We start from the raw sequence: 26,380 nt of genomic DNA, 5'->3' as shown, positions 1-26,380 counted from the left end.
CCCCCGGGGTTGGCGCCGCCGCGCTCCTCGCTGCCGCTCCTGCCTCCGCCTCCACAGCGTCCGAACGGTTCCGCTGCGACTCATTGACCGCCGAAGGCCACAAGGCGACCGACTTCCTCAACGGCCTGCCCGGCGCCGCCTGAACGTCTGAACCCGGCGGCCGCGCTCGGCAAACGGGGGAGGTCCCCGGCGGAATCCAGCTCGTCGCACTGCCGATCACAGCACTGGTCCGAGAAGGCCCCCCAGCAGCACATTGCGCAAGCCGATACGGACCAAGATCCGGACCATTTCCGGACCAGCCCCCGCCAGAGAGCCGCACCATCTACTGCTTCCGCTGGTCAGCTTGGGTGCAACTGCTGTACCGCCAGCAGACGAAGAATCTGCTGGCGGCTCCGAAAAGTACCGCTTACGGTCACCGCGCGCACTCGGAAGAGCTCGCAGAATGCGCTCCGCAGTTCCGCCGGCAAGGGTCGCGGATTCGAGCCAACGTCGATGGCACCGCGCCAAGCGTCACTCCCACACGCTCGCCGGTTCTGATCGGAAGTGCCAAATCTTCGTCGGCACAGGACGGAATGATGATCGACGACGTGCTCTTTGATACCTCGGGGGCAGCTGATGCATCTGAGTCGTGTCTCGGCGAGCGATCTACGCGCAAGCGTCGAGGGTCCGACGGTCTGCGATCTGCCCGGATGGTTTCGGCGACGGGAGTTCGGGAGCGGACAGGGAGTGCCGTCATCGCCGCGCACATCGCCGAGCGAGTCCCTCCGGCCAGTCCTGTCGGCCCTGCTCGATGTCCTGTTGGGAACGCCCGCTGAAGTTCCACCGCACGACAGTCCCACCACCGAATGCGACCCCGCCAGGGCTGCAGCCGCTCCACCCTCCGACCTCCTTCACGACATCTGGCAGCCAGCCAGAATTTCGGGGATGCTCGGTTCAGCGGGCCGCAACAGACTTCTCCACCACCAGGCCCGCATGGAATGGGGAACACGCCCGAGTCTGGGATCGAGACACGAAGTGCTTACTACCGCGCCGGAGCCCTCCACGCCTCCGATGAACATTCGGCCAGACAGTGTCTCTGCAGTCCGCCCTAAGGCCGGATTTCGCCCGGCAGCCAGACAGCCGCAGACGTGCCCGTTTTCATCCGCACAGATGATCACCGCATCCCCGGCGTCGACACTTCCCGGAGCAGGCTTCTCGGGTCGATCCGTATGCATGTCAGCTATATCTGACACCCTGTCACCGAAGTCGGCACCAGGTCAGCATCAGTACCGCCGGAACCCACTTCAGACCAGCGCGAACCGCCAAGATCATTTGCCAACCCAACGTGGTCTGACCTGCAAAAACAGAGGTCAGAGGCTCACCTTTTAGTCTCACCAGGAGGTACCCATGAAGATGCTCATCAACGTGGCGGAGACGGTGGTCGCGGACGCGCTGCGGGGTATGGCGGCCGCGCATCCCGAGCTGACGGTGGATGTGGACAACCGGGTGATCGTACGGCGGGACGCCCCGGTGCCCGGCAGGGTGGGACTCGTCTCCGGCGGCGGGTCGGGGCACGAACCGCTGCACGGTGGTTTCGTGGGCCCCGGAATGCTGACGGCGGCCTGTCCGGGCGAGGTCTTCACGTCACCGGTGCCGGACCAGATGCTGCGCGCGGCGGCGGCCGTGAACAGCGGCGCGGGCGTGCTGTTCATCGTGAAGAACTACACGGGGGACGTGCTCAACTTCGACATGGCGGCCGAGCTCGCCGAGGACGAGGGCATCCAGGTGGCGAAGGTCCTCGTCAATGACGACGTCGCCGTCACCGACAGTCTGTACACCGCCGGACGGCGCGGCACCGGCGCGACCCTGTTCGTGGAGAAGATCGCGGGCGCCGCGGCCGAGGAGGGCGCGCCGCTGGATCGGGTGCAGGCGCTGGCCCGGCAGGTCAACGAGAACTCCCGCAGCTTCGGTGTCGCGCTGAGCGCCTGCACCACGCCGGCCAAGGGCAGCCCCACCTTCGACCTCCCGCCGGGGGAGCTGGAGCTCGGCGTCGGCATCCACGGCGAGCCGGGCCGGGAGCGGCGCGCGATGATGACCTCGCACGAGATCGCCGACTTCTCGGTCCACGCGATCCTGGAGGACCTGAACCCGCGCAATCCCGTCCTGCTGCTGGTCAACGGCATGGGCGCGACGCCGCTCCTGGAGCTGTACGGGTTCTACGCGGAGGTGAACCGGGTGCTCACCGAGCGCGGGGTGCCCGTGGCACGCACGCTGATCGGGAACTACGTCACCTCGCTGGACATGGCGGGCGCCTCGGTGACGCTGTGCCAGGTGGACGAGGAGCTGCTGCGGCTGTGGGACGCGCCGGTGAAGACGCCCGCGTTGCGCTGGGGCGTGTGAACCCCGGCGGCATCGGCATGATGTCGCCCTCCCGCCTGGTCAACGTTCGTACCACGCAAGGAGATTCTGTGCTCGACGCCGAGTTCTTCCGCCGTTGGATGACGGCGACCGCCGCGTCCGTGGACCGCGAGGCGGAGCGGCTCACCGCTCTGGACTCGCCGATCGGCGACGCCGACCACGGCAGCAATCTGCAGCGCGGCTTCACCGGCGTGGTGACCACGCTGGAGAAGGAGGCGCCGGACACCCCCGGCGCCGTACTCACCCTCGCCGGACGCCGGCTGATCTCCACGGTCGGCGGCGCGTCGGGGCCCTTGTACGGCACCCTGCTCCGTCGTACGGGCAAGGCCCTCGGGGACGCCGCGGAGGTCACCGAGGAACAGTTCGCGGACGCGTTGCGCGAGGGCGTGGACGCGGTGATGGCGCTGGGCGGAGCCGCGCCCGGCGACAAGACCATGATCGACGCGCTGGTGCCCGCGGTGGACGCGCTCGCCGAGTCCTTCGCCGCGGCGAAGACGGCCGCCGAGGAGGGCGCCGTCGCGACGACTCCGCTCCAGGCCCGCAAGGGCCGGGCCAGCTATCTGGGCGAGCGCAGCATCGGGCACCAGGATCCGGGTGCCACGTCCTCGTCCCTGCTGATCGGCGCGCTCGTGGAGGCCCGCGATGAGTGAATCCCCGGGCAGCACGAACCAGTTCGTCGGCATCGTGCTGGTCTCCCACAGCGCCGCCGTCGCCGCCTCGGTCGCCGAGCTGGCGACGGGACTCGCGGGCGGCGACACGACCGCTCCCGTCGCCGCGGCCGGCGGCACGGTGGACGGCGGTCTCGGCACCAGCGCCGAGCTGATCTCCGCGGCGGCCGCCTCGGTGGACCGCGGCGCCGGAGTCGCCGTGCTCACCGACCTGGGCAGCGCGGTCCTCACCGTGAAGGCCCTGCTGGCGGAGGGGGACGAGCTCCCCGACAACAGCCGTCTGGTGGACGCGCCCTTCGTCGAGGGCGCGGTGGCCGCGGTCGTCACGGCCTCGACGGGAGCCGACCTCGCGGCGGTCGAGGCGGCGGCCGCGGAGGCGTACACCTACCGGAAGGTGTGAGAGCAGGGGCTGGAGCGTGTGAGTGCGGCCGCGGGCCACCGCCCTGGGCCTTCGCCGCGGAGGGTGCCCGGGTCCTGGTGGCCGACCTCAACGTCGAGGGCGCCGAGAAGGTCGTCGAGGAGATAGCGGCGGCCGGTGGCGCCGCCGTGGCCGTGACGGGCGACCTGAGCGAGCAGTCCGTGGTCGACCAGGTGACCGCGACCGCCGTGGAGCAGTTCGGCAGGGTGGACGTACTGGTCGACAACGCCGGGATCATGGACCGCATGTCGGCGGTCGGTGAGGTCGGCGACGCGGAGTGGGAGCGGGTCATCCGGGTCAATCTCACCGCTCCCTTCCTGCTCACCCGGGCGGTGCTCCCGCACATGCTGGAAGCGGGCAAGGGCGCCATCGTGAACACCGCCTCCGAGGCGAGCCTGCGCGGCAGCGCCGCCGGCGCCGCGTACACCGCCTCGAAGCACGGCATCGCGGGGCTCACCAAGTCCCTGGCCGTGACGTACCGCGACAAGGGCATCCGGGCCGACGCCATCGCCCCCGGCGGCACGAAGACCGCCATCACCGTGGACGCCGACCGCGACGCTCTCGGCCCGCGGGTCCTCGCCTCGTACATGGGCAAGGTGGGCACCGCGGCCGAGGCCGAGGAGCAGGCCGCCGCCATCCTGTTCCTCGCCTCCGACGCGGCGAGCAACATCAACGGCGCGATCCTGCCCGTCGACAACGGCTGGTCGGCGGTCTGACGGCCTTGCGCCCCTGGGGGAACCGCCCTCGATGGAATCGCACCTGATGGAACCGACACCGCCGCCGCTCAGCCGCCGCGCACGAACTCCTGGGCCAGTCGCTCACCCGCCGTCACGGCTGCCGCGTGATCCTCGATGGGCGACACCTGGGAGTCCTTGAACGCGATGTAGGTGACTCCGGAACTCGTCCCGCCACCGTGCGGGTCGGGGCGGATGCCGAGCGCCTTGGCGGTGGCGTAGGAGGCCTCGCCGATGATTCCGTGCGGTCCGGTGTCGCCCACCACCGCGTACTGGACCCGGTCCTGGTAGATCACCGCGACCACCGAGCCGCCTCGGATGCCGTGGACGCGGTGGTCCCAGATACCACTGGGTGTGGGCACCACGACGTACGGGAGGGTCTCGGCGCTCAGGTACCGCCCGTCGGACTGCTGATACGCGGTGGTCCCGGAGAAGAGCGGGTCGTTCCGCCCGTTGCACACGAGACCGGGGCGGCCGTCGCAGTCGATGTCCATGTCCGCCTTCCAGAACACCGCGCCCCGCGTGCCGCAGACGGGAATCTCGGCGCTGCTGCCGTCGTCGGAGCGATAGCGCCCCTTCGAGACGGGCACGCAGTCACGGACCTTGGCGAGCAGATCGGCGGCGCGCACCTTCCCCTCCCGCACCGCCACGGGCGGGCTCGGACGGGCGGCAGGAAACGGGGCGGGAAACGGGGCGGGAGAGAGCAGGGCCACGCTGGCCGCAGCCAGCGTCAGCGACTGAACACGCACGATAAAAGACCCTCTCCTGGGGGATATTGACGGTCGTTCGGCAAAATTTGGCGTGTTTCAGACGATGCGTCCACTGGGATGGGGCCGGACGGCGCACGGCGGGCCCGACGGCGGCACGGCGGGTACACGGCAGATCGGCGGGGGCCTGGTGGATTCGGCGGGGGCCCGGCGGATTCGGCGGGTGCATTGCGGCCGAGAGCCCGAGCCGTGGTGGACCCGGGCCTCTCGACCGCCCTCGCCGGCGCGGCATCAGCGACGACAGCGGTCCGCGCCGTGGGCACGAACTCCCCTGTCGAGAGGGTGAGTTCATACCGCGTCAGGCATCAGCATACGTAGCCCGAGGACGGTCCGACGAACGGCCACCGCCCCCTTGATGTGGCCGCGTCAGCCGTGTCTTATAGGTACAGACCAATCCCGTCGAGGGAAGGCAGGCCGGTGCGACGCGTTTCCCTTGGGTTGATCTGCGGCTCGCTGCTCGTGCTCACCGCGTGCGGGGGAGGTGCGGGAGCCGACGGCGGGGGTGAGCGGCTGCCCCCGGCCCCGATGGGAGTCACCGCGACGGCGGGCAGCGCGACCACCGTGCACGTCATGTGGAACAGCGTCTCCGGGGAAGTGAAGGTCACCGGCTACGAGGTGTACCGCGGCACCACACGGGTCGAGCGGGTGCCCGCCGACGAACACATGGTGGACGTCACCCGACTGGCCCCGTCCACGAAGTACGTCTTCACTGTCCGGGCCCTGGACGCCGACGGGAACCCCGGACCGCCCAGCGAGCCGGTGCGCGCCACCACTCCGGTCGCGGCCGCCGCCGACCGCACGCCCCCGACCCGCCCCGAACGCCCCCACGGCAGGGCGGTCGGAAGCCGGGCGGCCCAGCTGGAGTGGTCGGCGTCGACGGACGCCCGGGGCGTGGTCTCGTACGACGTCTACCAGGGCGGCTCGAAGATCCACAGCGTGGGCGGCGGACAGACGGCGACCGTCGTCACCGGGCTGAGGCCCGGCACCGCGTACGCCTTCACCGTGCGAGCCCGCGACGCGGCGGACAACCTCTCCCCCGCGAGCGCCGTCGTCCGGCTCACCACCGCGCCGGGCGCGGACGACGGCCGCGGCACCGCGCCGACCGGGTTCCGCGCGACTTCCCACCGCACGGACGGGGCGTACTACCTCGACCTGTCCTGGCTGCCGCCGCGGACGGACGGGGTGATCACGGAGTACCGGATCGACCTGGACGGCCGACAGGCGACCTCACTCGTCTGGGGCGGCACACCGCCCAGCGGCAGGGCCACCTACAGCTTCTACGTGGGACGGGAGGCCGGGGTCGCCTACCGGGTGCGGATCAGGGCGAAGCTGCCGGACGGCACCTGGGGCGGGTTCTCGGCGGAACGGACGGTGACGACGGGCTCCGCCACGGGTGGGAACACGGACACCCCGAAATAGGCGAACCGTAGGCTCACCCCTGTGCCCCATAGTGAACCCGATGCCTCTACGGCTCCCCTGGACATCTCCCTGCTGCGCACCTTCCTCGCCGTGCACCGCGCGGGGTCGTTCACGGCGGCCGCACGGCTGCTCGGTCTGTCCCAGCCGACGGTGACGACACAGATGCGGTCACTGGAGGAGCAACTGGGACGGGAGCTGTTCGAACGGCAGCCACGGGGCGTGGTGCCCACGTCGGTGGCGGACGAACTCGCCTCGGAGGTCGCCGCACCCCTGGACGCGCTCGCGGCGGTCGCGGACCGCCGCGGAACCGGCGCCGACCAGCCGCCGGACCCGGTGCACCTGGCGGGCCCGGCCGAGCTGCTGTGCACACGCGTCCTGCCTGCGCTGGCGCCGCTGACCGCACGGGGCGTACGTCTGCGCGTCACTCCCGGCCTCACCGACGAGCTGCTGGACGGGCTGCGCGGCGGCCGCTTCGACCTGGTCATCGCCACGACCCGGCCGCGCGGTCGCACCCTGACCGCCGTGCCGCTGATGGACGAGGAGTTCGTGCTCGTCGCCGCCCCGTCGTGGGCCGAGCGCATCGACCCGGCCCGAGTGGCGACCGAGGGGCCCGCCGCACTGCACGGCGCACCCCTGGTGACGTACGCCGAGGATCTGCCCATCGCCCGGCGCTACTGGCGGCATGTGTTCGGCGTACGGCTGACCGGCCAGGCATCCATCACGGTGCCCGACCTGCGGGGCGTGCTGGCCGCGGTGATCGCGGGCGCCGGGATCACCGTGCTCCCCCGCTATCTGTGCCTCGACGCACTGGCCTCCGGTGCCCTGGTGCCCCTGCTGTCCCCCGAGGAACCGCCCATCAACACCGGGTACCTCACCCAGCGGCCGGGCTCGTCGGACAACCCGCATGTGGCGGTTGTGCGAGAGCGGCTGCTGCAGGCGGGTCGCACGTGGTGATGACGGATGACAGACGAGAGACAGCAGATGGCAGATGACAGATGACAGATATCGTCATCCGTCATCTGTTACCCGTCATCTGTTACCCGTTATCCGCTACCCGTCAGCTGTCATCCGCACGGAGAGAATCACCAGCGAAACGCGGGATCCATCCGCCGGACGAACGAATTCGTCACCTACCCGGTCCCCGTCCACGTGCGCCCCGAGCCGGAGGCGCATTGGCTCTCCCTGAGGCAGCACGGGCCTTTCCAATCCTCGGCGGCGCATGGGATGTACCGCCAACCGTGCCGCTGGAGGGCAGTCCTATGCGTACTTCTCAGATATCTCTCCGCTCCGGCCTGACCGTGGCCGCCGTCGCTGCGCTTCCGCTCACCCTGACCGCTCCGTCGGCCGCCGCCTTCGGTTCGGGGATCTCGGTGAGCACCAGCGGGTCCAGCGTCTCGGTCACCACCAATTCCTGCCCGAGCAACGGCAGCAGTTTCGGCAACGCCTCGCTGCTCGCCAATGGGCAGCTGAACTTCTCCCAAGGCCGCCAGATGCCGTTGTCCGGAACGAGCGCCACTCAGTCGGCGGTCTGGTCCAACGTCAGCGCCGGCACCTATACCGTCATCGTGGTCTGCCAGGACGGGACGACGGCCGGTACGCAGTCCGTCATCGTCTCGACCAGCGCGGTCCCCAAGGTCACCAAGACCCCCAGGATCTCCTCGACCTCCTTGCCCTCCGTGCCCTCCTCGCCGTCGCTCGGCGTGTTGGGCGGTCTCGGCGGGTCCACCAAGGACTACAGGACCGCCACGCTGGTGGGCGGTGGCGCGCTGGTGGCGTCGGGCGTCGTGGCAACCGCCTGGTACCTGCGCCGCCGGGCCAAGCCCCACCGGCTCTGATCCCGGGGCCCGTCGCACCGGTGGCCGTCCGTCCGACTACGGTCCGTTGGACGGCCGACTCCGGTCGAGAGGCCGGCCCCTACTGCTCGTCGAGGTGCTCGAACTCGTCCAGTGCATGGGTCAGCCACTGGGTCCAGAAGGTCTCCAGGTCGATCCCGGCACGCAGCACCAGATGCCGCAGCCGGTCCTGGGGAGCGTCCTTGCCGGGCGGGAAGTCGCGCTTCTGGATCTCCTCGTACTCGGCCAACTGCCTTTGGTGCAGGTCGAGATGGCGGCGCAGGTCCGTCGCGATGCCCGCGGTGCCGACGACGGCCGAGGCGCGCAGCCGCAGCAGCATCGTGTCCCGCATGGGCTTCGGGTCCTGGGACGCGGAGGTCCAGCGGGCCAGTTCGTCGCGGCCCGCCGGCAGCACCTCGTAGCTCTTCTTCTGTCCCCGGGCCGGCTGTTCGGACGGCAGGGCGCGGATGTAGCCCTCGGACTCCAGTCTTCCCAGCTCGCGATAGATCTGCTGATGCGTCGCCGACCAGAAGTAGCCGATCGACTTGTCGAACCTCCGGGTCAGTTCGAGACCCGACGACGGCTTCTCGAGCAGGGCGGTGAGGATCGCGTGCGGGAGTGACATGGGGTCATCCTAGGGATGACGGACCGAGGCCCCGGGCGCGACCGCTCCGGCCGCGGCTCGGCCGGTCACAGCGCCGCCGCCAGCTCCGTGCCCTGCTTGATGGCGCGCTTGGCGTCCAGCTCGGCGGCCACGTCGGCACCGCCGATGAGGTGCACGCTGCGTCCCGCCGCGGACAGTTCCTCGTACAGGTCGCGGCGCGGCTCCTGGCCGGTGCACAGTACGACGGTGTCGACCTCCAGGACCTGGCTGTGGCCCTCGACGGTGACGTGCAGTCCGGCGTCGTCGATCCGGTCGTACTGGACGCCCGGGACCATGGTGACGCCCCGGTGCTTGAGTTCGGTGCGGTGGATCCAGCCGGTGGTCTTGCCGAGTCCGGCGCCGACCTTGGAGGCCTTGCGCTGGAGGAGGTGGACCGTGCGGGGCGGGGCGGGGCGCTCGGGTGCGGCGAGGCCGCCGGGTGCCTGGTAGTCCATGTCGACGCCCCAGTGGCGGAAGTACGTCGCCGGGTCCTCGCTCGCCTTGTCGCCGCCGTCGGTCAGGTACTCGGCGACGTCGAAGCCGATGCCGCCGGCGCCGAGGATCGCGACCCGGTCGCCGACGGGGGCGCCGTCGCGCAGGACGTCGAGGTAGCCGAGGACGCTGGGGTGGTCGACTCCGGGGATCTCGGGGGTGCGCGGGGCGACGCCGGTGGCGACCACGATCTCGTCGTAGGCGGAGACGTCCTCGGCGGCGACGCGGGTGTTCAACCGGACGTCCACGCCGTGCAGTTCGAGCTGGGTGCGGAAGTAGCGGATCGTCTCGTCGAACTCCTGCTTGCCGGGGACCTTGCGGGCCACGTTGAGCTGGCCGCCGATCTCGCTCGCGGCGTCGTAGAGGGTGACGTCGTGGCCGCGTTCGGCCGCGGAGACCGCGCAGGCCAGGCCGGCGGGCCCGGCGCCGACCACGGCGACGCGCTTGCGCAGCCGGGTCGGGGCGAGGACGAGCTCCGTCTCGTGGCAGGCGCGCGGGTTAACCAGGCAGGAGGTGATCTTCCCGCTGAAGGTGTGGTCGAGGCAGGCCTGGTTGCAGCCGATGCAGGTGTTGATGGCCTCCGGCCGCCCGGCCGCCGCCTTGGCCACGAAGTCGGGGTCGGCGAGCATCGGCCGGGCCAGCGACACCATGTCGGCGTGGCCGTCGGCGAGCAACTGCTCGGCGAGTTCGGGGGTGTTGATGCGGTTGGTGGTCACCAGGGGGATGGAGACCGCGCCCATGACCTTCTTGGTCACCCAGGTGTAGGCGCCGCGGGGCACGGAGGTCGCGATGGTGGGGATACGGGCCTCGTGCCAGCCGATGCCGGTGTTGATGATCGTCGCTCCGGCCGCCTCGACGGCCCGGGCGAGCGTGATCACCTCGTCCAGGGTGGAGCCGCCCGGCACCAGGTCCAGCATGGAGAGCCGGTAGATGATGATGAAGTTCTCGCCGACGGCCTCGCGCACACGCCGCACGATCTCGACGGGGAGGCGCATGCGGTTCTCGTACGAGCCGCCCCAGCGGTCCTCGCGTTTGTTGGTCTGGGCGGCGATGAACTCGTTGATCAGATAGCCCTCGGAGCCCATGATCTCGACGCCGTCGTACCCGGCCCGCTGCGCGAGCTCGGCGGCGCGGGCGTAGTCGTCGATGGTCCGCTCGACCTCGGCGTCGGTGAGCGCGTGCGGCGGGAAGGGGCTGATGGGGGCCTGCAGGGCGCTCGGGGCGACCAGGTCCTGGTGGTAGGCGTAGCGCCCGAAGTGCAGGATCTGCATGGCGATCTTCCCGCCCTCGCGGTGCACCGCGGCGGTGATCTCCGTGTGCTGCTCGGCCTCCGCCTCGGTGGTCAGCTTCGCGCCGCCCTCGTACGGCCGTCCCGCGTCGTTGGGCGCGATGCCGCCGGTGACGATGAGACCGACGCCGCCGCGGGCCCGGGTCGCGTAGAACTCCGCCATGCGCTCGAAGCCGCGCTCGGCCTCTTCCAGGCCCACGTGCATGGAGCCCATGAGCACGCGGTTGGGCAGCGTGGTGAAGCCCAGGTCGAGCGGGTTCATCAGGTGCGGGTAACGGCTCATCGGGACCTCCGTGCGCGGTGTCGTGTGTCTGTTGTAGACGACGGACAACGCCTTATGCAACTAGTTGCACAATGATGGAGGTCACTCGACGAGGGCCGACCCCGCTCTGTGACGACGGCCGACCCAGCTCCGCGATGAGGGCCGACCCCGCTCCGTGGCAACGTCCGGGCCCGCTCTGCGGCAATGTCCGGGCCCGCTCCGTGGCGACGGGCGGGCCCGGACGCTCGCCGAGCCCGCCTCGCAGGTCAGGCCGCCCGCGAGGGCCTGGTGCCGATCACCACGTTCGCGTACAGCTCGTCGGAGACGGCCAGCGTGGCGGTCAGGCCGCCGCGGGCGAAGGCCTCGACGGCCGCGGGTGCCTGGCGCTCGCTGGTCTCGACCAGGAGGCAGCCGCCCGGGGCCAGCCAGCGGGGCGCCTCGGCGGTGACGCGGCGCAGGACGTCGAGGCCGTCCGCGCCGCCGTCGAGGGCGACGAGCGGTTCGTGGTCGCGGGCTTCCGGCGGCAGCAGGCCGACCTCGTGCGTGGGTACGTACGGCACGTTGGCGGTGAGGACGTCGACGCGGCCGCGCAGCGCCTCGGGCAGGGCCTCGAACAGGTCGCCCTGGTGGACGTGCCCGCCGAAGAGTGCGACGTTGCGGCGCGCGCAGCGCACGGCGGCGGGGTCGATGTCCGCGGCGTGCAGTTCGGGCCCGCCGAGGGCGGCGGCCAGTGCGGCACCCACCGCGCCGGAGCCGCAGCACAGGTCCACGACGAGGGCGGCGCCGCGCGCGCGAGTCACGGCCTGGTCGACGAGGAACTCCGTGCGGCGGCGGGGTACGAAGACGCCCGGCTCGACGACGATGCGCAGGCCGTGGAACCCGGCCCAGCCGAGGACGTGTTCGAGCGGGAGTCCCGAGACGCGCCGGTCCACCATGGCGGTGACCTCGTCCGGGGTGCGTGCGGTGGAGAGGATCAACTCCGCCTCGTCCTCGGCGAAGACACAGCCCGCGGAGCGGAGCGCGGCGACAACGGAATCGAAAAGAGGGGGCATGAGAGCCGAGAAGCCTTTCGGTGAGCCGAAGGGCGCTCTCGCGGTCACCTACAGGTGGCGATCCGCAGGGTCCTGAGGTGAGAGCACCCGACCTGACACAGCGGTAATGGGTCTCACCTCCTCGGCAACTCCCGGGCTGGGGTGGTCCGCAGCCAGGACGGTCACCTTACAGGAACGGCCGGACGGCGATGGAGGCGCTCCCTCTCCTCGCGCCGGTCACGGACCGCCAAGTTGTACTATGCAACTAGAGAGGAAGGAGCTCCCGTGAATGCAGCCGACGCGTCCGTCGAGACCATCCAGCGTGAGATGACGGCCTTCGCCCGCCGCGCCCGGGCCTCGGCGGGGCGTATGCATCCGGAGCTGTCGTTGGTCTCGTACACCCTGCTGGGTCATCTGGAGGAGAGCGGCGGCTGTCGTGCCACCGACCTCGCGGCGCACTACGCGTTGGACAAGTCCACGGTGAGCCGGCAGGTGACGGCGCTGGAGCGGGCCGGACTCATCGAACGCCAAGTCGACCCCGAGGACCACCGGGTGCAGGTGCTGCGGCTGACGGAGGCGGGCACCCGGATCCTCGCCCAGGTCACCGAGAGCCGCCGGATCGCGTTCCGTGAGCGGCTCGCGGACTGGCCGGCGGCGGACCTGGAGCGGTTCGCCGCCTACCTGGTGCGGTACAACACGGCGGCGGCCGGAGCACCGCCCGCCGCGCAGGCCTCCGGGAGCTGAGGCTTCACCGCCGGAGGCCTTCGGGGGCCGTCAACGAACCCCCGCGGCTTGGCCGTCCGTCAGGTGCTCCGGAACCCGTGCCGCCATGAACCGCGTGCTGCGGCGCAGCTTGAAGCCCAGGGACTCGTAGAGCCGGATGGCGTTGGTGTTGCTCCCGGCGGTGTGCAGGAAGGGGGTCTCGCCGCGTTCGCGGATGCCGTGCGCCACGGCCAGGATCAGGCGGGAGGCGAGCCCCTCGCCACGGAAGTCCGGGTCGGTGCAGACCGCGCTGATCTCGGTCCAGCCCGGCGGGTGCAGCCGCTCCCCCGCCATGGCGATCAGCGCGCCGCCGCGCCGGATGCCGAGATAGGTGCCGAGCTCGACGGTGCGTGGCAGGAAGGGACCGGGCCTGGTGCGCTCCACCAGGTCCAGCATCTCGGGTACGTCGGCGGGGCCGAGCCGCACCGCCTCGGCGTCCGGCGCCGCGGCGAGTCCGTCGTCGACAAGCTGGACGCCGTCCAGGCTGAAGGTCACCTCCCAGCCCTCCGGGGTCGGTCCGACGTAGCCGGCCAGCGGTACCTCGGCGCCGGGGCCGACGAGGGCGGCGACGTCCGCCCAGTCGTCATCGGTCGGATCGTCGGGCAGCGCCAGCCACGGCGACACGTCGACGCGATAGCGCAGGACACGGCCCCGGCGTTCGGCGAAGTGGGCGTGCGGGCCGGTCAGCGAGGCGAGGGCCGGGTTGTCCAGCGGGTGCGTGGCTCCAGTCGGCGGACGGGGGATCGTGACGCGACGGGCGCTCATCGGGCGACCTCGATCACGATCTTGCCGCGGACGTGGCCTTCCTCGACCGTGCGCAGCGCCTCGGCGGCCCGGTCGAGGGGGAAGGTCCCCGTCACGAAGGGCCTCAGCCGGCCGTCGGCCACCAGGCGCGCCACCTCGTCGAGGACGGCTGCGGTGCGGGCGCGTTCGACGGGTCCTCCCCCGAGCCGGGCGACCGTCTCCCGGTCGGCGCCGGTGATCAGCTTCGTACGGTCGTCCAGCAAGGTCGCCGCGGCTTCCAGCACCTCACCCCCGACCAGGTCGAAGACGGCGTCCACCCCGTCCGGCGCGACGGCCCGCACCCGCTCGGCCAGATCCGGTCCCGACGGGACGTGCACGGCCCCGAGCTCCTCGACGAAGTCCTTCTTGCCCTCGCTCGCGACGCCGACCACGGTGAGCCCGAGGGCGCGTGCGATCTGCGTGGCCGCGACACCGACGCCACCGCCCGCACCGGTGATCAGCACGGTCGCGCCGGAGAGCAGGCCGAGCTGGTGGATCCCGTCGTACGCGGTCGCCGCGGCGACGGGCAGGGCCGCCGCGTCGGTGAAGGAGAGCGCGGCGGGCTTGTGGGCGGTGACCGCGGTCGGCAGCAGGGCGTACTCGGCGTATCCGCCGGCCACCGCACTGCCGAAGACCTCGTCCCCCACGGTGAACCCGGTCACGTCGGGACCGAGCTCCTCGACGACGCCCGCGACCTCGTTGCCGAGGACGGCGGGAAGCTCGCGTGCCCCGCCGCCGGGGCGGGCGTATCCCGTCCGCTGCTTCCAGTCGACGGGGTTCACACCCGCCGCGCGGACCGCCACGAGTACCTGGCCGGGGCCCGGGCTCGGCCGGTCCTGCTCCACCAGGGCCTCGGTCTCCGGTCCGCCGTACCGGGTGAAGACGTACGCCTTGGGCATCTGCTTCCTCGCTCTCCTCCGCCGCACCGCGGGCGGCACTATCGGCAAGGAAGATCACGGCGCGGCTATTCCCGGGCCCCGGGAGAGTTCATACGGCCGCAATGATCGAGATCCCGCCCGGGCCCGGAGCACGGCCCGCGGCCACGTACGGTTGAACCGCCACGTACGGTTGAACATGTAAGCACCGATCACGCTCGATCCACGGGCCGCCGTACCCGACGGCCTGGAGGCACCACCGCCATGAACGTCACCCGAGCCTTCACCGGGCGCCCCCGCGTCGACAACGCCGGACTGCCGCCCGGCCAGTACGACGCGGGCGACGACTGGCCCGTCCTGTCCGCCGAGGTCACCCCCGACCTGGCGCCCGCCGACTGGACCTTCCGGGTCGACGGGCTGGTGGCCGAGCCGCGTACCTGGACCTGGGAGCAGGCGCACGGGCTGCCCGCCTCGGCGTACGAGGGCGACATCCACTGTGTGACGAGCTGGTCGAAGTTCGGGGTGCGTTTCGGGGGTGTCTCCCTGGACGCGTTCCTGGACACCGTGCGCCCGGACGTGTCCGCCACCCACGTGGTCGCCTACTCGCACACCGGGTACACCACGAACCTCCCGCTCGCCGACATCACCGGCGGTCGTGCCTGGATCGTCTGGGAGTACGAGGGGAAGCCGCTGCCCGCCGAACACGGCGGCCCGGCGCGGCTGATCGTGCCGCACCTGTACTTCTGGAAGAGCGCCAAGTGGATCGCGGGCCTCAGGCTCCTCGACCACGACGAGCCGGGCTTCTGGGAGCAGAACGGCTACCACGCACGCGGCAACCCCTGGGAAGAACAGCGCTACTCCGGTGACTGAGACGATGACCGACACGTTCGTACCGCCCACCCGGTTCGCCGTGCCCGGGCGGATCGCGGTGAGCAACCGGGCCGCCGCCACCTGGCAGACCGCCACGCTCACCGAGATCCGCCGGGAGACACCGGCCGCCACCACCTTCCGGTTCGCGGTGCCGGAGTGGACGGGGCATCTGCCCGGACAGCACCTGATGCTGCGGCTGACCGCCGGGGACGGGTACGTGGCGCAGCGTCACTACTCCCTCGCGTCACCGCCCGACGACACCGGGCACATCGAACTCACCCTCGACCACGTCGAGGGCGGCGAGGTCTCCGGCTGGTTCCACACGGTGGCGAAGCCCGGTGACTCGGTCGAGGTGCGCGGCCCGCTCAGCGGGTTCTTCGCCTGGCCCGGCGACCGGCCCGCGCTGCTCGTCGGCGCCGGCTCCGGTGTCGTACCGCTGATGTCGATGCTGCGCCACCACCGGGCCCGCGCACTGGACGTGCCGCTGCGGCTGGTCGTCTCCGCGCGCGGCCCCGAAGAGCTCATCTACGCGCGGGAGTACGGCGCCGAGACCACGCCCGTCTTCACGCGCACCGCCCCCGAGGGGATGGCCGTGGGACGGCTGGCGGCCGCGCATCTGGCGCCCCTGCTGGCCGAGCGGCCGCCCGGTGGGTGGGAGGCCTATGTGTGCGGCTCCAACGGGTTCGCGGAGCACGCCTCGCGGCTGCTGGTGGAGGCCGGGCAGCCGGTGGACCGCATTCGTATCGAACGCTTCGGCTGAGACGTAGTCATCCGCCGAGACCGGTCGGCTGAGACGTCCTCACCCGTCGAACCCGGTCGGCCGAGACATACTCACCCGTCGAACCGGGTCGGCTCAGACGTCCTCGCCCGTCGAACCCGGTCAGTCGTGTGGAACGACCGCCACCGGGCAGTCGGCGTGCCGGATCAGCGACCGCGCGGCGCGGCCCGGGCCCCGGCCCGAGCGGCGCCCGACGACCAGCAGACCGGCCCGCGTGGACGCCTCCAGCAGACGGGGGCCGGGATCGCCGTCGACGCGGTGCTCGCGGACCGTGGTCCCGGGGAACCTGTGGCGCCACGGCCGCAGTGTGCTGGTGGGCAGGGTCCACGGGTGCACCACGTGCAGCGGCGCCGAGCGGACGGCGGCCGTGTCGAAGGCGTAGCCGATCAGGTCGTCGGCCGAGGCGTCCGGATCGAGTCCGAGGACGACCGGCAGGTAGGGCGCCGTACTCGGCGGTGAGCCGTCGACGACGGGAACCCGTTCGTCCTCGGGGAGTTCGCCCGCGCGCACCAGCACGACGGGGCGGTCGGCGCGGGCCGCGACGCCGAGGGCGACCGAGCCGACCGGGAATCCCGCGCTCCCCGTACGGCCGCGCGAGCCGAGGACCAGCGTCTCCGCCTCGACGGCCGCGGCGAGCAGCGCCGGGACCGCAGGTGCCGCGGTGCGGCGGGCGATGATGTCCAAGGCCGGGTGGGCGTAGGAGAGTTCGATGGCGGCCCGGTCGAGTGCGGCGCGGGTGCACCCGGCGGGAACGTCGATTTCGTTGGTCTCGTCGATGTCGAAGTCGACGCCGGAAACGGCCGGTTCGGTCCCCGCGTGCAGCAGCCGCAGGGGGAGCCGGCGGCGCTGTGCCTCGCGGGCGGCCCAGTCGGCCGCGGCCAGGCTGGGTCGCGAGCCGTCGATGCCCACGGTGATCGTCCGCGTGTCGGTGCTCATGGCTCCTGCCTTCCCTGAGGGTGCGACCGCGGGCAACCGCCTTTCGTGCGGGGGGCGGTTACGCGCCAGTGCGCGTCGAGTGCTGCTGGATGGGCACAGGTCATGGTGGCTCCTGTTCGCTGCGCGGAGTGGTTCGCGGGTTCCACAGGAGGCGCGGATCAGTCACGCCGGGTGAGCCGAATCGTCCCGGTACGGGGTCCGTCCGGCCCTCCGCGGGCAAGGCCGTGGAGGCGAGGAGGTGAAGATGCGTACCCGGGTACGCGGTTGGCGCTGGCGCCGCAATCCGCTGCGCCGCCGCTCGGACGTCGTCGAGGCGTGGACGGTACTGGCCGTCGTCGTGCTGTTGTTCGCCGGTGCGCCGCTGGCCGGAGCCGCTGTGGGGTGGTGGCGGTACGACAGCGCACAGGCACGGGCGGCGACACAGCGCGCCGAGCGGCAGCGGGTGAGCGCCGTACTCGTCGAGACCGCGCCCGCGGCGGTGCCCTCGCCGCAGGGTGCCAGGCTGCCCACGTTCCGGGTGAAGGTGCGCTGGAACGAGCCGGGCAAGGGGCCCCGGACCGGTGAGGCCCTGGTCCCCGCGGGCGGGCAGCGCGGCGACCGCGTCGCCGTCTGGCTCGATGCGCGCGGCCGGAACGTCGGTCCGCCGGTGAGTACCGGCGCGGTCTGGCAACACGCGCTGACGACGGGGGTGTCGACCGCCGCGGGGGTCGTGGCCGTCGTGCTCGCCTGGCACTTCGCCGTACGGCGGATCGCCGTGCGTCGCCGTCTGGCCGAGTGGGAGCGGGAGTGGGCGCGTACGGGGCCCAAGTGGCGACGGCACACGGCTTGATGGCGGGGGTACCACCCGTCCCGCGTCTTTTTCGCGCACCCCGTGCTGCGGTCCGGCGGCGGACGTGCCTACGGTGTCGGCAGCGGCCGGTGCGCCACCGACTCGGGAAGGACGCCATGCCCACGCTGATCAACCTGTGCGAGGAGCCCGACTTCTGCCTTCGGTTCGTCAACGGGGGTCCGATGGCCGACCGCGCGGTCGATTCCGTACGCGCCCTGTCCCTGGCCGCGACCGCGGGCGGCTCGCTGGGTGATGTGCGGGACGCGCTGGTGGTGATCGGTGACTTCTGGGCTTCCGGGCGGACGTCCGTGCACGAGGGGGTCGAGCCGTTGCTGCGTGAGCTGTCGCGGCAGCGGGCCGCCGGACTCGCCGTGGTGGTCGGGCAGCACGGCGCACAGTCCGTTCCGGTGCTGATCCGCAGCTCGGCCGTCCGCCTCGGCGTACCGCTGCTGACCACGACGAAGGAGCTGCACGACTGGCACGAACTGATCCCGCGGCTGCGCGAGTACCGCTACCGGCAGGCCGAATGGCACGCCGATCAGCTCACCGCGCTGCTGAACCGGCTTCCGGACCGGCTCGCCGACCCGCACACGGCCACGGATGCGGACACGGACGCGGACGCGGACTCGATGCAGCGGATCGCGGACTGGCTGGCGGCCGCCGTGGACGCCGAAGTGGTGGTCAGTGATCCCCTGCGCGGTGTCCTGGCCGCCGCGCCCGACGTCCTCACTCGGCAGCCCCCTCGCACCGCCTTCCCCCGGACGCGGACGGAGTCGCTCCCGCTGAGCGCCGCCGGTTCCGGCGCGGTGCTGGCGGTGACCCCCCGCCGTCCGCTCGACGACGGCCGCACCGAGTTGCTGGGGCACGCGGCGAGGGCGCTGGGTCTCATCGACCGGACTCGGATGCGGGACCAACTGGCGGAGACCCGGCGCGAGGTGCAGCTGAGCGTCCTGCAACTGCTGATGGTGGGTGAGGAGGTGGCGGCCCAGCGCGTGCTGGCCGGCCTCGCGCCGGGGCTGCTGGCGACCGAGTCGGTGCGTGTCCACGTGATCGACTGCGCGCGGGAGGACCGTGAAGTGGCGCTCCGGCAGGCGGAGGACGCACTCGCCGGACGCGCGCTGCTGGCACGGTGCCCGGTGTTCAATCACCTGATCGTGGTCGATCCGCTGCAGACGGACGAGGACGCTCCGGGCGGTGTGTGGCACACGCTGGAGGCCGTCGTCGCCGCACTGCCCGGGCACTCCATGGGCGGCAGCCGGGTGTACGCGCTGAGCAGTGTGGCGGACGCCTACACGCAGGCGGCCGGCACCCTCGTGACGGCGCGCCGGACGGTCGGCCGGGTCGCGCTCGCCGAACAGCGTGCCGACCTGTTGGACGTCCTGCCGCCGGCCACGGCCCGGCGGTGGGCGGGCACGCTGCTGCGCCCGCTGCTCACCCTGCCGGCCGGGCAGCGCGAACAGCTCGTACGGACACTGGAGTTGGGGCTCGAGTTCCCGCACACGGCCGTCGGCCGGCTGCTCGGCATCCACCGCAACACGGTGACGCACCGCATCAGCAAGGGCTTCGGTCTGCTCGGTCTCGAGCGCGGTCAGGTCCTGGACCGGGTGGTGGTCTCGACGGCGCTCCAGGTCGTCGTGAAGTACGGTCATGACGCGCACTCGGCCGACCCGGCGGCGGACTTCACCGCGATGGTGTCCGCTCCGGAGGTCCGTGCCTGGGCCGACTCGTTCCTCGAGCCGCTGCGGGCCGACCGCCGCGATCTGCTGCGCACGCTCCGGGTCTGGCTGGAGAACGACACCCACACCGGGCGGACGGCCGCCGCGCTCGACCTGGCACCGGTGACGGTCCGCAGTCACCTGCGGGCCGCCGCGCCGCTGATCCAGCGCGACCTGCCCGTGGGCCCGGACGAGACGGAGGCGCTCGACGGGAACGGGAACGAGCACGAGCAGGCGCTCAGCGGCGTACGCCCGCTGGCGTTCGCGCTGCATGCCGGCACCGGCCGCCCCTGCCTGCCGGCCGCCTGAACCCGCCCCTCACCGGCGCCGGACTGTGCACCGGTGAGGTGACGCGCCGCCGTCCTGTGCACCGGAACGGCTCCCGTCCGCCCCGGCGGCGCGTCCGGCGGCCCGACTGTGCACACGTGACGTGGCACGGCGGGACGGCGCTTCCTAACGTGGCGCTCGCCCGCCCGACGCCGTGTCGGAGCCGGCGCGAAGGAGGTCGCCGTGAACGCCAACCGCTGGTCCCGCAAGAGCGAGGACGACCGGGCCGGGCGACGTGACTGCGGCTGGTCCGTGGCCCTGGCCCTCGGCCCCGGTGACTGACCGAAGGGAGGTCTGGCGGCCCTCCGGCGTCACACGTACGGTGTGATCATCCGCACCCGTGACGTCAAAAGGTGGTCCTTCATGGCCCAGTTCGACCTCCCCCTCGACGAACTTCGCGCATACCGCAGCGCGTCCGCCGAGCCCGAGGGCTTCGACACCTTCTGGGCCAAGACCCTCCAAGAGACGCGGGAGCACGACCTCGACGCCCGCTTCGAACCGGTCGAGACGCCTCTCAAGACGGTCAAGGTGTACGACGTGACGTTCGCCGGGTTCGGCGGGCACCCGGTCAAGGGCTGGCTCACGCTGCCCGCCTGGGCGAACTCCGCCCTGCCCACGGTCGTCGAGTTCGTCGGCTACGGCGGCGGTCGCGGCCTCTCGCACACGCATCTGCTGTGGGCCTCGGCGGGCTTCGCGCACTTCGTGATGGACACCCGCGGTCAGGGCAGCGCCTGGGGCGGCGGCGAGACCCCGGACCCGGTGGGCAGCGCGCCCGCGTACCCCGGTTACATGACCCGTGGCATCGACGCCCCCGAGAACTACTACTACCGCCGGGTGTTCACCGACGGTGTGCGCGCGGTGGAGGCGGCCCGCTCGCATCCGCTGGTCGACGCGGAGCGCGTGGCGGCCGTCGGCGGGAGTCAGGGCGGCGGGATCACGATCGCGGTGGGCGGTCTGGTCCCCGACCTGGCCGCGATCGCGCCCGACGTGCCGTTCCTGTGCGACTTCCCGCGTGCGACGACGCTGACTGACCGCCACCCGTACCGCGAGATCGGCAACTACCTCAAGACCCACCGCGGCCGCACCGAGGACGTCCTGCGCACCCTGTCCTACTTCGACGGGGTGCACTTCGCGGCGCGCGGGCGGGCGCCGGCCCTCTTCTCGGTCGCGCTGGAGGACCAGACCTGCCCGCCCTCCACGATCTTCGCGGCCTTCAACGCCTGGGACCACGAGGACAAGACGATCGAGGTCTACGACTTCAACGACCACGAGGGCGGCGGCCCCTACCAGGAAGCGGCCAAGCTGGCCTGGCTGCCCGCGCACCTCTGACGCTGCCGTGCGGAGGTGACGGCCGGTGCTCAGCCCGCCGTTCCGCGCGGTACGACCGTCGCCAGGACCGCGGGCAGGGGGTACCAGTCCGCCGAGACCACGCTGGCGTGCTGCCGGGCGAGGAGGGCGACGCGGTCCAGGGCCTGGGCCTGGGTGGGGTTGGTGGCGTCGATGGCCGGGGGCACGTTCTGGCCGTCGGTCATGACGACGAGGTAGTGGCGGTCGTCGTACCAGGCGGTGTCGATGGTGCCGTTCGCGTAGGTGGCGGCGTCGCCGTCGAAGATCACGAACCAGGGGCGGATGGTCGGGTCCGTGTAGCGGGTGCGCGGGTCGCCCGTGGCCGCGTTGTGCACGGCGGGGAACGCGGCCGCCTCGCGCAGGCGCCCGGCCGCGGCGAGGTCGCGGAGGTAGGTGGCGTACTCGCGGTCGGTCCAGAGCGAGTCGAAGGGGTTGCCCTCCTCGACGGTTCCGGGGATCAGCTCGACCATGAACTTGCCCGCGAGGGCCGAGCGGGCGGGCCAGCCGTCGGCGCGTACCGCCGAGTCGAGGTCGCCGTGGGAGCCGACGACGTCGGCGGGGCGCAGCAGGGCGTCGCCGAGCTTCGCGGTGAGCAGGGCGTCCAGCTGGGCGGGGCCACGACTGGCGTTGGCCGCGAAGCCGTCCTTCATCTCGATCTTCAGCTGGATCGGCCGGTGGCCGGGGTGCGCGTCGTGCCAGGCCTTGATGTCGGAGAGGCAGCCGGCGAGGTCGCGGTTGCGGGACTTGGTGCGCAGTTCGGAGGCGTTCGCCGCGTTCTCGCAGTTGTTGTCGTTGCCGATCGGGTTGCTGTGCGAGACGCGCCAGGACGCGCCGAACACATTGGTCCACACGTCGAGTTCGAGCATTCCGGCGCCGGAGTCCAGCGCGTCGGCGAAGTACGTGTACTTCGCCTTGTCGTAGGAGTTGTGGACCCCGACCGAGGTGCTGGCGGAGTACGAGAGGTCCGCGGCGGTGGCGCCGGGGGCCGTGGTCAGGGCGAGGGCTCCCGCCGTCGCCACCGCGATCCCGGTACGCGCCAACACCCTCACATGTCTGTACATGCTCCCCTGCCTCCTGCGTCTCGGTGGTCAACCGTCGTGCAGCGTAGGGGTGTTGGGTGACATCCGGAAGATCCCGCGGTGAAGGAGGACGGGCGACGACGACACGTACGGAAGACGGATGCCGTCACACCGCTTCCCTCCAGTCCGACCAGTCGGTACGTTCGGGGCCGGAGTCCCGATGGATGACGGAGGTCCCATGACCCAGCCCGCGCCGCGTGTTCACGGCCACTGCGACGCCCGCTTCACGGCGGTGCGCACCGCGTTCGAGGAGAACTTCCGGGATCGCGACGAGCTCGGCGCGGCCGTGACCGTCACGCTCGACGGCGAGACGGTGGTCGACCTGTGGGGCGGCTGGGCCGACGCGGCGCGCACCCGGCCCTGGGAGCGCGAGACGCTGGTCAACGTCTGGTCGACGTCCAAGGGCCCGACCTCGCTGTGCGCGCACATCCTGGCCGATCGCGGGCTGCTCGACTTCGACGCCCCGGTGGCCGCGTACTGGCCGGAGTTCGCGGCGGCGGGCAAGGAGTCCGTGCTCGTACGGCATCTGCTGTCGCACCGCGCGGGGCTGGCCGGGCTGCGCGAGCCGCACGATCTGGCCCAGCTGTGCGACTGGGAGCTGACCGTGGAGCGGCTGGCGGCGCAGGAGCCGTGGTGGGAGCCGGGGACCCGGTCCGGGTACCACGCGCTCACCTTCGGCCATCTGGTGGGAGAGGTGGTGCGGCGGGTCTCCGGGCTGCGGCCGGGCGCGTTCCTGGAGCGGGAGGTGACCGGGCCGCTCGGGATCGACTTCACCATCGGACTGCCGGAGAAGGAGACCGAGCGGGCGGCCGAGCTGGTGCATCCGCGGGTCGCGTCGAGCAGTGAACAAGCGGCGATCTTCGCCCAGTTGGCGCCCTCGGCGGTGGCCGCCCTCACCAACCCGCTGGTCGGCGCGACCGAGGCCAACACGGCCCAGTGGCGGGCGGCGGAGATACCGGCGGCCAACGGTCACGGCACGGCCCGCGCGGTCGCCGCGCTGTACGGGATCTTCGCCGGACGCGGGGCGTACGGCTCCCGGCAGGTGCTCTCCCCGGAGGCCGCGGAGCGGGTGCGCGAGGGGCAGGGCAGCTGCCGGGACCTGGTGCTCGGCGCCGGGTTCGAGCACGAGACGGAGACCGGCCTCGGGCTGTGGCTGAGCGGACCCAATGGCTCGTACGGTCCCAACCCGAGGGCTTTCGGACATGACGGCTTCGGCGGCTCCTGTGGTCTCGCCGACCCGGAGTCGGGCCTCTCCCTGGGGTACGTCATGAACCGGATGGGCCCGCACATCGCCGACGACCCAAGGAAGATGGCGCTCGTGGACGCCCTGTACAGCGCGCTCTGAGCGCGCCCGCGACGCCCGGTGGGTGCGGGCTGAAACCGGCCGAACCGTCCGACCGCTCTTCCCTCGTGGTTTAGACCAATGCTAGATCTGGTGGCGCACAGAGCCCGCACGGCTACGTTTTGTCACCACGATCAGCACGCTCACCACGGTCACCTCTCAGGAGGCGCGGACATGGCCCGCACCACCAGTCCCACCAGCACCCACCCGTCCGACCAGGAGCCCCGCTACGCGCGGATCGCCGCACAACTGCTGGGCGAACTGCGCGACGGGACGGTTCCGCCCGGTGAACGACTGCCGGGAGAAAGGGAGTTGGCCTCGCGTTTCGGCGTCAGCCGCGAGACGGTGCGGCAGGCGCTGCAGCGGCTGCGGCGCGACGGTCTCGTCTCCACCGACCGGCGCGGCAGCCACGCCACCCTGCCCGGCACCACCGCCGAGCACATCCCCTCGCTCGACTTCCCCGTCGGCGCGCACACCGCCGCGCCGTGCGCCGTCCACCGCGCCAGCGTCACCTGGGAGGCTCCCCCGCCCGAGCACGCCGAGGCACTGGGGCTCGCGCCGGCCCGGCCGACCCTCGTGCATCGCTACGAGTCGGCCGCGGCGGACGGCAGCGGACTGCGTACGGCCTTCACCTCGTTCTCCGCCGTCGCCGTGAGCGAGGTCGAGGAACTCGCCCGCTACCGCGACCGCGCGGACGGCTCCGCGTCGGCGCAGTTGCGGCGGGCGTACGACTGGATGCGCAAGGCCGGGCTGACCCTGCACCACCGGGACGCGATCACACGGCTCCCGCAGTCCGTGCGGGTCACCCGGCGCGTGCACGACCAGTACGACCGGCCCCTGGAGATCACCGAGCTGGTGGTGGAGGCACAACAGGACGCGCTCGTCTACGAGTTCACACTGCCGGCGGCGGGGTGAAACCGGTCCGAGGACGCAGTCACGTGACAGATCCCAGGAGCGCCGTACGCGACTAGGTTCGGGACATGACCACCAACGACGCACAGCAGATCGAGCGAGCCAACGCCACGGGCCGCGTCCCGGTCGTCTTCGTGCACGGCCTGTGGCTGCTGCCGAGCAGCTGGGACCGGTGGACCGCGCACTTCGAGCAGGCGGGCTACGCGCCGGTCTCCCTGTCCTGGCCGGACGACCCCGACACGGTCGAAGAGGCCAACGCGCACCCGGAGGTCCTCGCCGGCAAGACGGTCGGGCAGGTCGCCGACCATCTGGAGACACTGATCGGCGGCCTGGAGAAGAAGCCGGCGGTCATCGGCCACTCCTTCGGTGGACTGCTCACCCAGATCCTCGCCGGCCGGGGCCGGTCCGCCGTCTCGGTGGCGATCGACCCGGCACCGTTCCGGGGTGTGCTGCCGCTGCCGATCTCGTCGCTGCGCTCCGCCGCTCCGGTCCTGGGCAACCCGGCCAACCGGCACCGGGCCGTCCCGCTCACCTTCGACCAGTTCCGCTACGGCTTCGCCAACGCGGTGAGCGAGGAGGAGGCCAAAGAGCTGTACGACACCTTCGCCGTACCCGCGCCGGGCGCCCCGCTCTTCCAGGCCGCCACGGCGAACTTCAACCCGTGGACCGAGGTCAAGGTCGACGCCGAGAACCCCGACCGCGGCCCGCTGCTGATCATCTCGGGCGAGAAGGACCACACCGTGCCGTGGGCGATCGCGAACGCCTCGTACAAGAAGCAGCAGCACAACCCGGGCGTCACCGAGATCACCGAGATCCCGGGCCGTGGACACGCGCTGACCATCGACCGAGGCTGGCAGGAGGTCGCCGACACCGCGCTGGAGTTCGTCCGCCGCTTCGCCTGACCTTCCGGGAGATCTCCCGGGCCAGCGCGGGTCAGCCTGAACCGGAGGCGGCATCCGAAGCGGCGGCGCTGGCGCCGCCGCTTCGGGTGGCCACGACCATCCGGCAGCGCGGGCTGCCGTCAGGCCGCCACCCGAACTCGGGCAGCGCCAGAAGCTCCACGTCGAACCCCGCCCGTGTCAATTCCCGCTGTACGTCACCGAGCCGGAACGCCCGGTAGTACATGACGAACGGTGGCCGCCAGACGGCGTTGCGCACCCGCATCGCCGTGTCGAAGCCCAACAGGGCCCAGTACCAGGGAGAACTCGGGCGCGGCGGGGCCGCGACGGGGAACGCGAAGCGCCCGCCCGGTCGCAGTACGGAGTGGACCTGGGCGAACAGACCCGGCAGCTCGCGCGGCAGGAAGTGCCCGAACGCGCCGAAGCTGACGACGAGGTCGAAGACGGGACCGAAAGGCAGGGCACGCGCGTCACCCCGCACCCACGCGAGGGGCGGCGCCATCCCCTGGTCCGCGCCCTCGTACGATCCGGGGCTCGCTCCCGCTCGCGCGCCGGGCCGCGGGCGCGTTCGGCCGCCGGGGAGCGCGACCCCCGGCGCGTCCCCTTCCGTACGCTTGAGTCCCCCCGCGCCCGTCCGCTCCCGCCCCACGGCCAGCATCCCCGCGCTGATGTCGACCCCGGTGACCCGACCTCGGCACAGTCCGCTCAGCACCTCCATGCCCGCGCCCGTGCCGCAGCACAGGTCGAGACCGTGGTCGAACGGGCCGATGGGGCGCAGTGCACGGGCCACGGCGTCGAGAATCGCGTCCGGAGTCCGGAACGGCGTGTGGTCGAACTTGGGTGCGAGCAGGTCATAGCCGTGCTCGACGGAGGACAGGGCCTGCGCGGCCAGTTCGCGGAGGGTGGGACCTTGCGGGGTGAACATCGCCCTCAGCTTAGGGGCAGCGCGCGCCCCGGGCGCCGGTCTAGGGTCCC

25 protein-coding genes are annotated in these 26,380 nt (G+C 71.9%); 16 read left to right on the top strand and 9 right to left on the bottom strand.

The window, feature by feature from the left end; translation table 11 throughout:
• Positions 1-1,386: 1,386 nt before the first annotated feature.
• The 4 genes from dhaK to AQJ27_RS25810 all read left to right on the top strand — a co-directional run bounded on the left by dhaK (position 1,387) and on the right by AQJ27_RS25810 (position 4,199).
• Positions 1,387-2,379 (top strand): dihydroxyacetone kinase subunit DhaK, encoded by a 993-nt coding sequence (gene dhaK / locus AQJ27_RS25825; protein WP_067373409.1) that lies wholly within the window; start codon positions 1,387-1,389, stop codon positions 2,377-2,379.
• A 68-nt stretch (positions 2,380-2,447) separates the two neighbouring features.
• Positions 2,448-3,047 carry a dihydroxyacetone kinase subunit DhaL gene (gene dhaL, locus AQJ27_RS25820; protein ID WP_067373407.1) on the top strand — a complete coding sequence of 200 codons (600 nt, stop codon included), beginning with the start codon at positions 2,448-2,450 and terminating at the stop codon, positions 3,045-3,047.
• Positions 3,040-3,465, top strand: a complete 426-nt coding sequence (locus tag AQJ27_RS25815; protein ID WP_067373404.1) for a PTS-dependent dihydroxyacetone kinase phosphotransferase subunit DhaM — start codon at positions 3,040-3,042, stop codon at positions 3,463-3,465. Before dhaL ends, AQJ27_RS25815 begins: the two co-directional genes overlap by 8 nt.
• Positions 3,462-4,199 carry an SDR family NAD(P)-dependent oxidoreductase gene (locus AQJ27_RS25810; RefSeq protein ID WP_067373401.1) on the top strand — a complete coding sequence of 246 codons (738 nt, stop codon included), beginning with the start codon at positions 3,462-3,464 and terminating at the stop codon, positions 4,197-4,199. Before AQJ27_RS25815 ends, AQJ27_RS25810 begins: the two co-directional genes overlap by 4 nt.
• Before the next feature lie 68 nt (positions 4,200-4,267).
• On the opposite strand, the gene AQJ27_RS25805 is transcribed toward AQJ27_RS25810, so the two are convergent.
• Positions 4,268-4,966, bottom strand: a complete 699-nt coding sequence (locus tag AQJ27_RS25805; protein ID WP_067373399.1) for a glycoside hydrolase family 75 protein — start codon at positions 4,964-4,966, stop codon at positions 4,268-4,270.
• A 435-nt stretch (positions 4,967-5,401) separates the two neighbouring features.
• Between AQJ27_RS25805 and AQJ27_RS25800 the strand changes: the two genes are divergently transcribed.
• From AQJ27_RS25800 to AQJ27_RS25790, 3 genes are all read left to right on the top strand, one after another.
• Positions 5,402-6,403 (top strand): fibronectin type III domain-containing protein, encoded by a 1,002-nt coding sequence (locus tag AQJ27_RS25800; protein ID WP_067373396.1) that lies wholly within the window; start codon positions 5,402-5,404, stop codon positions 6,401-6,403.
• Positions 6,404-6,424: 21 nt separating this feature from the next.
• Positions 6,425-7,357, top strand: a complete 933-nt coding sequence (locus AQJ27_RS25795) for a LysR family transcriptional regulator (RefSeq protein ID WP_067373393.1) — start codon at positions 6,425-6,427, stop codon at positions 7,355-7,357.
• Positions 7,358-7,662: 305 nt separating this feature from the next.
• Positions 7,663-8,238, top strand: coding sequence for a hypothetical protein (locus AQJ27_RS25790; RefSeq protein WP_067373389.1), 576 nt, complete (start codon positions 7,663-7,665; stop codon positions 8,236-8,238).
• 79 nt (positions 8,239-8,317) lie between these two features.
• On the opposite strand, the gene AQJ27_RS25785 is transcribed toward AQJ27_RS25790, so the two are convergent.
• The 3 genes from AQJ27_RS25785 to AQJ27_RS25775 all read right to left on the bottom strand — a co-directional run bounded on the left by AQJ27_RS25785 (position 8,318) and on the right by AQJ27_RS25775 (position 11,972).
• Positions 8,318-8,860 carry a PadR family transcriptional regulator gene (locus AQJ27_RS25785; protein ID WP_067373386.1) on the bottom strand — a complete coding sequence of 181 codons (543 nt, stop codon included), beginning with the start codon at positions 8,858-8,860 and terminating at the stop codon, positions 8,318-8,320.
• A gap of 65 nt (positions 8,861-8,925) precedes the next feature.
• A complete protein-coding gene (locus tag AQJ27_RS25780) occupies positions 8,926-10,941 on the bottom strand; it encodes an NADPH-dependent 2,4-dienoyl-CoA reductase (protein ID WP_067373383.1) in 2,016 nt (671 codons plus the stop codon).
• A 245-nt stretch (positions 10,942-11,186) separates the two neighbouring features.
• Positions 11,187-11,972 (bottom strand): putative protein N(5)-glutamine methyltransferase, encoded by a 786-nt coding sequence (locus AQJ27_RS25775; protein ID WP_067373380.1) that lies wholly within the window; start codon positions 11,970-11,972, stop codon positions 11,187-11,189.
• A 306-nt stretch (positions 11,973-12,278) separates the two neighbouring features.
• Between AQJ27_RS25775 and AQJ27_RS25770 the strand changes: the two genes are divergently transcribed.
• Positions 12,279-12,695 carry a MarR family winged helix-turn-helix transcriptional regulator gene (locus AQJ27_RS25770; protein WP_425275227.1) on the top strand — a complete coding sequence of 139 codons (417 nt, stop codon included), beginning with the start codon at positions 12,279-12,281 and terminating at the stop codon, positions 12,693-12,695.
• A 30-nt stretch (positions 12,696-12,725) separates the two neighbouring features.
• Here the strand turns inward: AQJ27_RS25770 and AQJ27_RS25765 are convergent, their stop codons facing one another.
• Both AQJ27_RS25765 and AQJ27_RS25760 read right to left on the bottom strand, forming a co-directional pair.
• On the bottom strand, positions 12,726-13,478 hold the full coding sequence (locus AQJ27_RS25765; RefSeq protein WP_067373374.1) for a GNAT family N-acetyltransferase: 753 nt from the start codon (positions 13,476-13,478) through the stop codon (positions 12,726-12,728).
• Positions 13,475-14,395: an NADP-dependent oxidoreductase gene (locus AQJ27_RS25760; RefSeq protein WP_067373370.1), complete on the bottom strand. Its 921-nt coding sequence runs from the start codon at positions 14,393-14,395 to the stop codon at positions 13,475-13,477. The genes AQJ27_RS25765 and AQJ27_RS25760 overlap by 4 nt, the downstream gene beginning before the upstream one ends.
• A gap of 240 nt (positions 14,396-14,635) precedes the next feature.
• On the opposite strand from AQJ27_RS25760, the gene AQJ27_RS25755 reads away from it, so the two are divergent.
• Together AQJ27_RS25755 and AQJ27_RS25750 are read left to right on the top strand one after the other, a co-directional pair.
• On the top strand, positions 14,636-15,241 hold the full coding sequence (locus AQJ27_RS25755) for a sulfite oxidase-like oxidoreductase (protein ID WP_067373367.1): 606 nt from the start codon (positions 14,636-14,638) through the stop codon (positions 15,239-15,241).
• A 4-nt stretch (positions 15,242-15,245) separates the two neighbouring features.
• Positions 15,246-16,001, top strand: coding sequence for a ferredoxin reductase (locus AQJ27_RS25750; protein WP_067373365.1), 756 nt, complete (start codon positions 15,246-15,248; stop codon positions 15,999-16,001).
• A 120-nt stretch (positions 16,002-16,121) separates the two neighbouring features.
• Here the strand turns inward: AQJ27_RS25750 and AQJ27_RS25745 are convergent, their stop codons facing one another.
• Positions 16,122-16,955 (bottom strand): universal stress protein, encoded by an 834-nt coding sequence (locus AQJ27_RS25745; RefSeq protein WP_067373361.1) that lies wholly within the window; start codon positions 16,953-16,955, stop codon positions 16,122-16,124.
• Positions 16,956-17,199: 244 nt separating this feature from the next.
• Here AQJ27_RS25745 and AQJ27_RS25740 point away from each other — a divergent pair, with 244 nt between their 5' ends.
• The 3 genes from AQJ27_RS25740 to AQJ27_RS25730 all read left to right on the top strand — a co-directional run bounded on the left by AQJ27_RS25740 (position 17,200) and on the right by AQJ27_RS25730 (position 21,155).
• A complete protein-coding gene (locus tag AQJ27_RS25740; RefSeq protein WP_067373358.1) occupies positions 17,200-17,784 on the top strand; it encodes an Rv1733c family protein in 585 nt (194 codons plus the stop codon).
• A gap of 116 nt (positions 17,785-17,900) precedes the next feature.
• Positions 17,901-19,808, top strand: coding sequence for a helix-turn-helix domain-containing protein (locus AQJ27_RS25735; RefSeq protein ID WP_067373355.1), 1,908 nt, complete (start codon positions 17,901-17,903; stop codon positions 19,806-19,808).
• 381 nt (positions 19,809-20,189) lie between these two features.
• Positions 20,190-21,155: an acetylxylan esterase gene (locus AQJ27_RS25730; RefSeq protein ID WP_067373576.1), complete on the top strand. Its 966-nt coding sequence runs from the start codon at positions 20,190-20,192 to the stop codon at positions 21,153-21,155.
• A gap of 29 nt (positions 21,156-21,184) precedes the next feature.
• On the opposite strand, the gene AQJ27_RS25725 is transcribed toward AQJ27_RS25730, so the two are convergent.
• Positions 21,185-22,234, bottom strand: coding sequence for a phosphatidylinositol-specific phospholipase C domain-containing protein (locus AQJ27_RS25725; RefSeq protein WP_067373350.1), 1,050 nt, complete (start codon positions 22,232-22,234; stop codon positions 21,185-21,187).
• A gap of 196 nt (positions 22,235-22,430) precedes the next feature.
• On the opposite strand from AQJ27_RS25725, the gene AQJ27_RS25720 reads away from it, so the two are divergent.
• From AQJ27_RS25720 to AQJ27_RS25710, 3 genes are all read left to right on the top strand, one after another.
• Positions 22,431-23,597, top strand: a complete 1,167-nt coding sequence (locus AQJ27_RS25720) for a serine hydrolase domain-containing protein (protein ID WP_067373347.1) — start codon at positions 22,431-22,433, stop codon at positions 23,595-23,597.
• Between the two features lie 171 nt (positions 23,598-23,768).
• A complete protein-coding gene (locus AQJ27_RS25715) occupies positions 23,769-24,509 on the top strand; it encodes a GntR family transcriptional regulator (protein ID WP_067373344.1) in 741 nt (246 codons plus the stop codon).
• A gap of 65 nt (positions 24,510-24,574) precedes the next feature.
• Positions 24,575-25,408 (top strand): alpha/beta hydrolase, encoded by an 834-nt coding sequence (locus tag AQJ27_RS25710; RefSeq protein ID WP_067373341.1) that lies wholly within the window; start codon positions 24,575-24,577, stop codon positions 25,406-25,408.
• Positions 25,409-25,439: 31 nt separating this feature from the next.
• On the opposite strand, the gene AQJ27_RS25705 is transcribed toward AQJ27_RS25710, so the two are convergent.
• Positions 25,440-26,330, bottom strand: coding sequence for a class I SAM-dependent methyltransferase (locus AQJ27_RS25705; protein ID WP_067373338.1), 891 nt, complete (start codon positions 26,328-26,330; stop codon positions 25,440-25,442).
• Between the last annotated feature and the right edge of the window lie 50 nt (positions 26,331-26,380).

It is taken from the genome of Streptomyces olivochromogenes (genome assembly GCF_001514115.1).
GTDB classification, from domain to species: Bacteria; Actinomycetota; Actinomycetes; order Streptomycetales; family Streptomycetaceae; genus Streptomyces; species Streptomyces olivochromogenes.
The sequence above is the reverse complement of the archived record's forward strand: the minus strand, read 5'-3'. Positions and strand labels throughout refer to the sequence as shown.

Coding starts and splice junctions, on each gene's coding strand:
- dhaK (WP_067373409.1), top strand. CDS start 1,387: ATGAAGATGCTCATCAACGTGGCGGAGACGGTGGTCGCGGACGCGCTG.
- AQJ27_RS25815 (WP_067373404.1), top strand. CDS start 3,040: ATGAGTGAATCCCCGGGCAGCACGAACCAGTTCGTCGGCATCGTGCTG.
- AQJ27_RS25790 (WP_067373389.1), top strand. CDS start 7,663: ATGCGTACTTCTCAGATATCTCTCCGCTCCGGCCTGACCGTGGCCGCC.
- AQJ27_RS25785 (WP_067373386.1), bottom strand. CDS start 8,860: ATGTCACTCCCGCACGCGATCCTCACCGCCCTGCTCGAGAAGCCGTCG.
- AQJ27_RS25780 (WP_067373383.1), bottom strand. CDS start 10,941: ATGAGCCGTTACCCGCACCTGATGAACCCGCTCGACCTGGGCTTCACC.
- AQJ27_RS25775 (WP_067373380.1), bottom strand. CDS start 11,972: ATGCCCCCTCTTTTCGATTCCGTTGTCGCCGCGCTCCGCTCCGCGGGC.
- AQJ27_RS25770 (WP_425275227.1), top strand. CDS start 12,279: ATGACGGCCTTCGCCCGCCGCGCCCGGGCCTCGGCGGGGCGTATGCAT.
- AQJ27_RS25765 (WP_067373374.1), bottom strand. CDS start 13,478: ATGAGCGCCCGTCGCGTCACGATCCCCCGTCCGCCGACTGGAGCCACG.
- AQJ27_RS25760 (WP_067373370.1), bottom strand. CDS start 14,395: ATGCCCAAGGCGTACGTCTTCACCCGGTACGGCGGACCGGAGACCGAG.
- AQJ27_RS25755 (WP_067373367.1), top strand. CDS start 14,636: ATGAACGTCACCCGAGCCTTCACCGGGCGCCCCCGCGTCGACAACGCC.
- AQJ27_RS25750 (WP_067373365.1), top strand. CDS start 15,246: ATGACCGACACGTTCGTACCGCCCACCCGGTTCGCCGTGCCCGGGCGG.
- AQJ27_RS25745 (WP_067373361.1), bottom strand. CDS start 16,955: ATGAGCACCGACACGCGGACGATCACCGTGGGCATCGACGGCTCGCGA.
- AQJ27_RS25740 (WP_067373358.1), top strand. CDS start 17,200: ATGCGTACCCGGGTACGCGGTTGGCGCTGGCGCCGCAATCCGCTGCGC.
- AQJ27_RS25735 (WP_067373355.1), top strand. CDS start 17,901: ATGCCCACGCTGATCAACCTGTGCGAGGAGCCCGACTTCTGCCTTCGG.
- AQJ27_RS25730 (WP_067373576.1), top strand. CDS start 20,190: ATGGCCCAGTTCGACCTCCCCCTCGACGAACTTCGCGCATACCGCAGC.
- AQJ27_RS25725 (WP_067373350.1), bottom strand. CDS start 22,234: ATGTACAGACATGTGAGGGTGTTGGCGCGTACCGGGATCGCGGTGGCG.
- AQJ27_RS25720 (WP_067373347.1), top strand. CDS start 22,431: ATGACCCAGCCCGCGCCGCGTGTTCACGGCCACTGCGACGCCCGCTTC.
- AQJ27_RS25715 (WP_067373344.1), top strand. CDS start 23,769: ATGGCCCGCACCACCAGTCCCACCAGCACCCACCCGTCCGACCAGGAG.
- AQJ27_RS25710 (WP_067373341.1), top strand. CDS start 24,575: ATGACCACCAACGACGCACAGCAGATCGAGCGAGCCAACGCCACGGGC.
- AQJ27_RS25705 (WP_067373338.1), bottom strand. CDS start 26,330: ATGTTCACCCCGCAAGGTCCCACCCTCCGCGAACTGGCCGCGCAGGCC.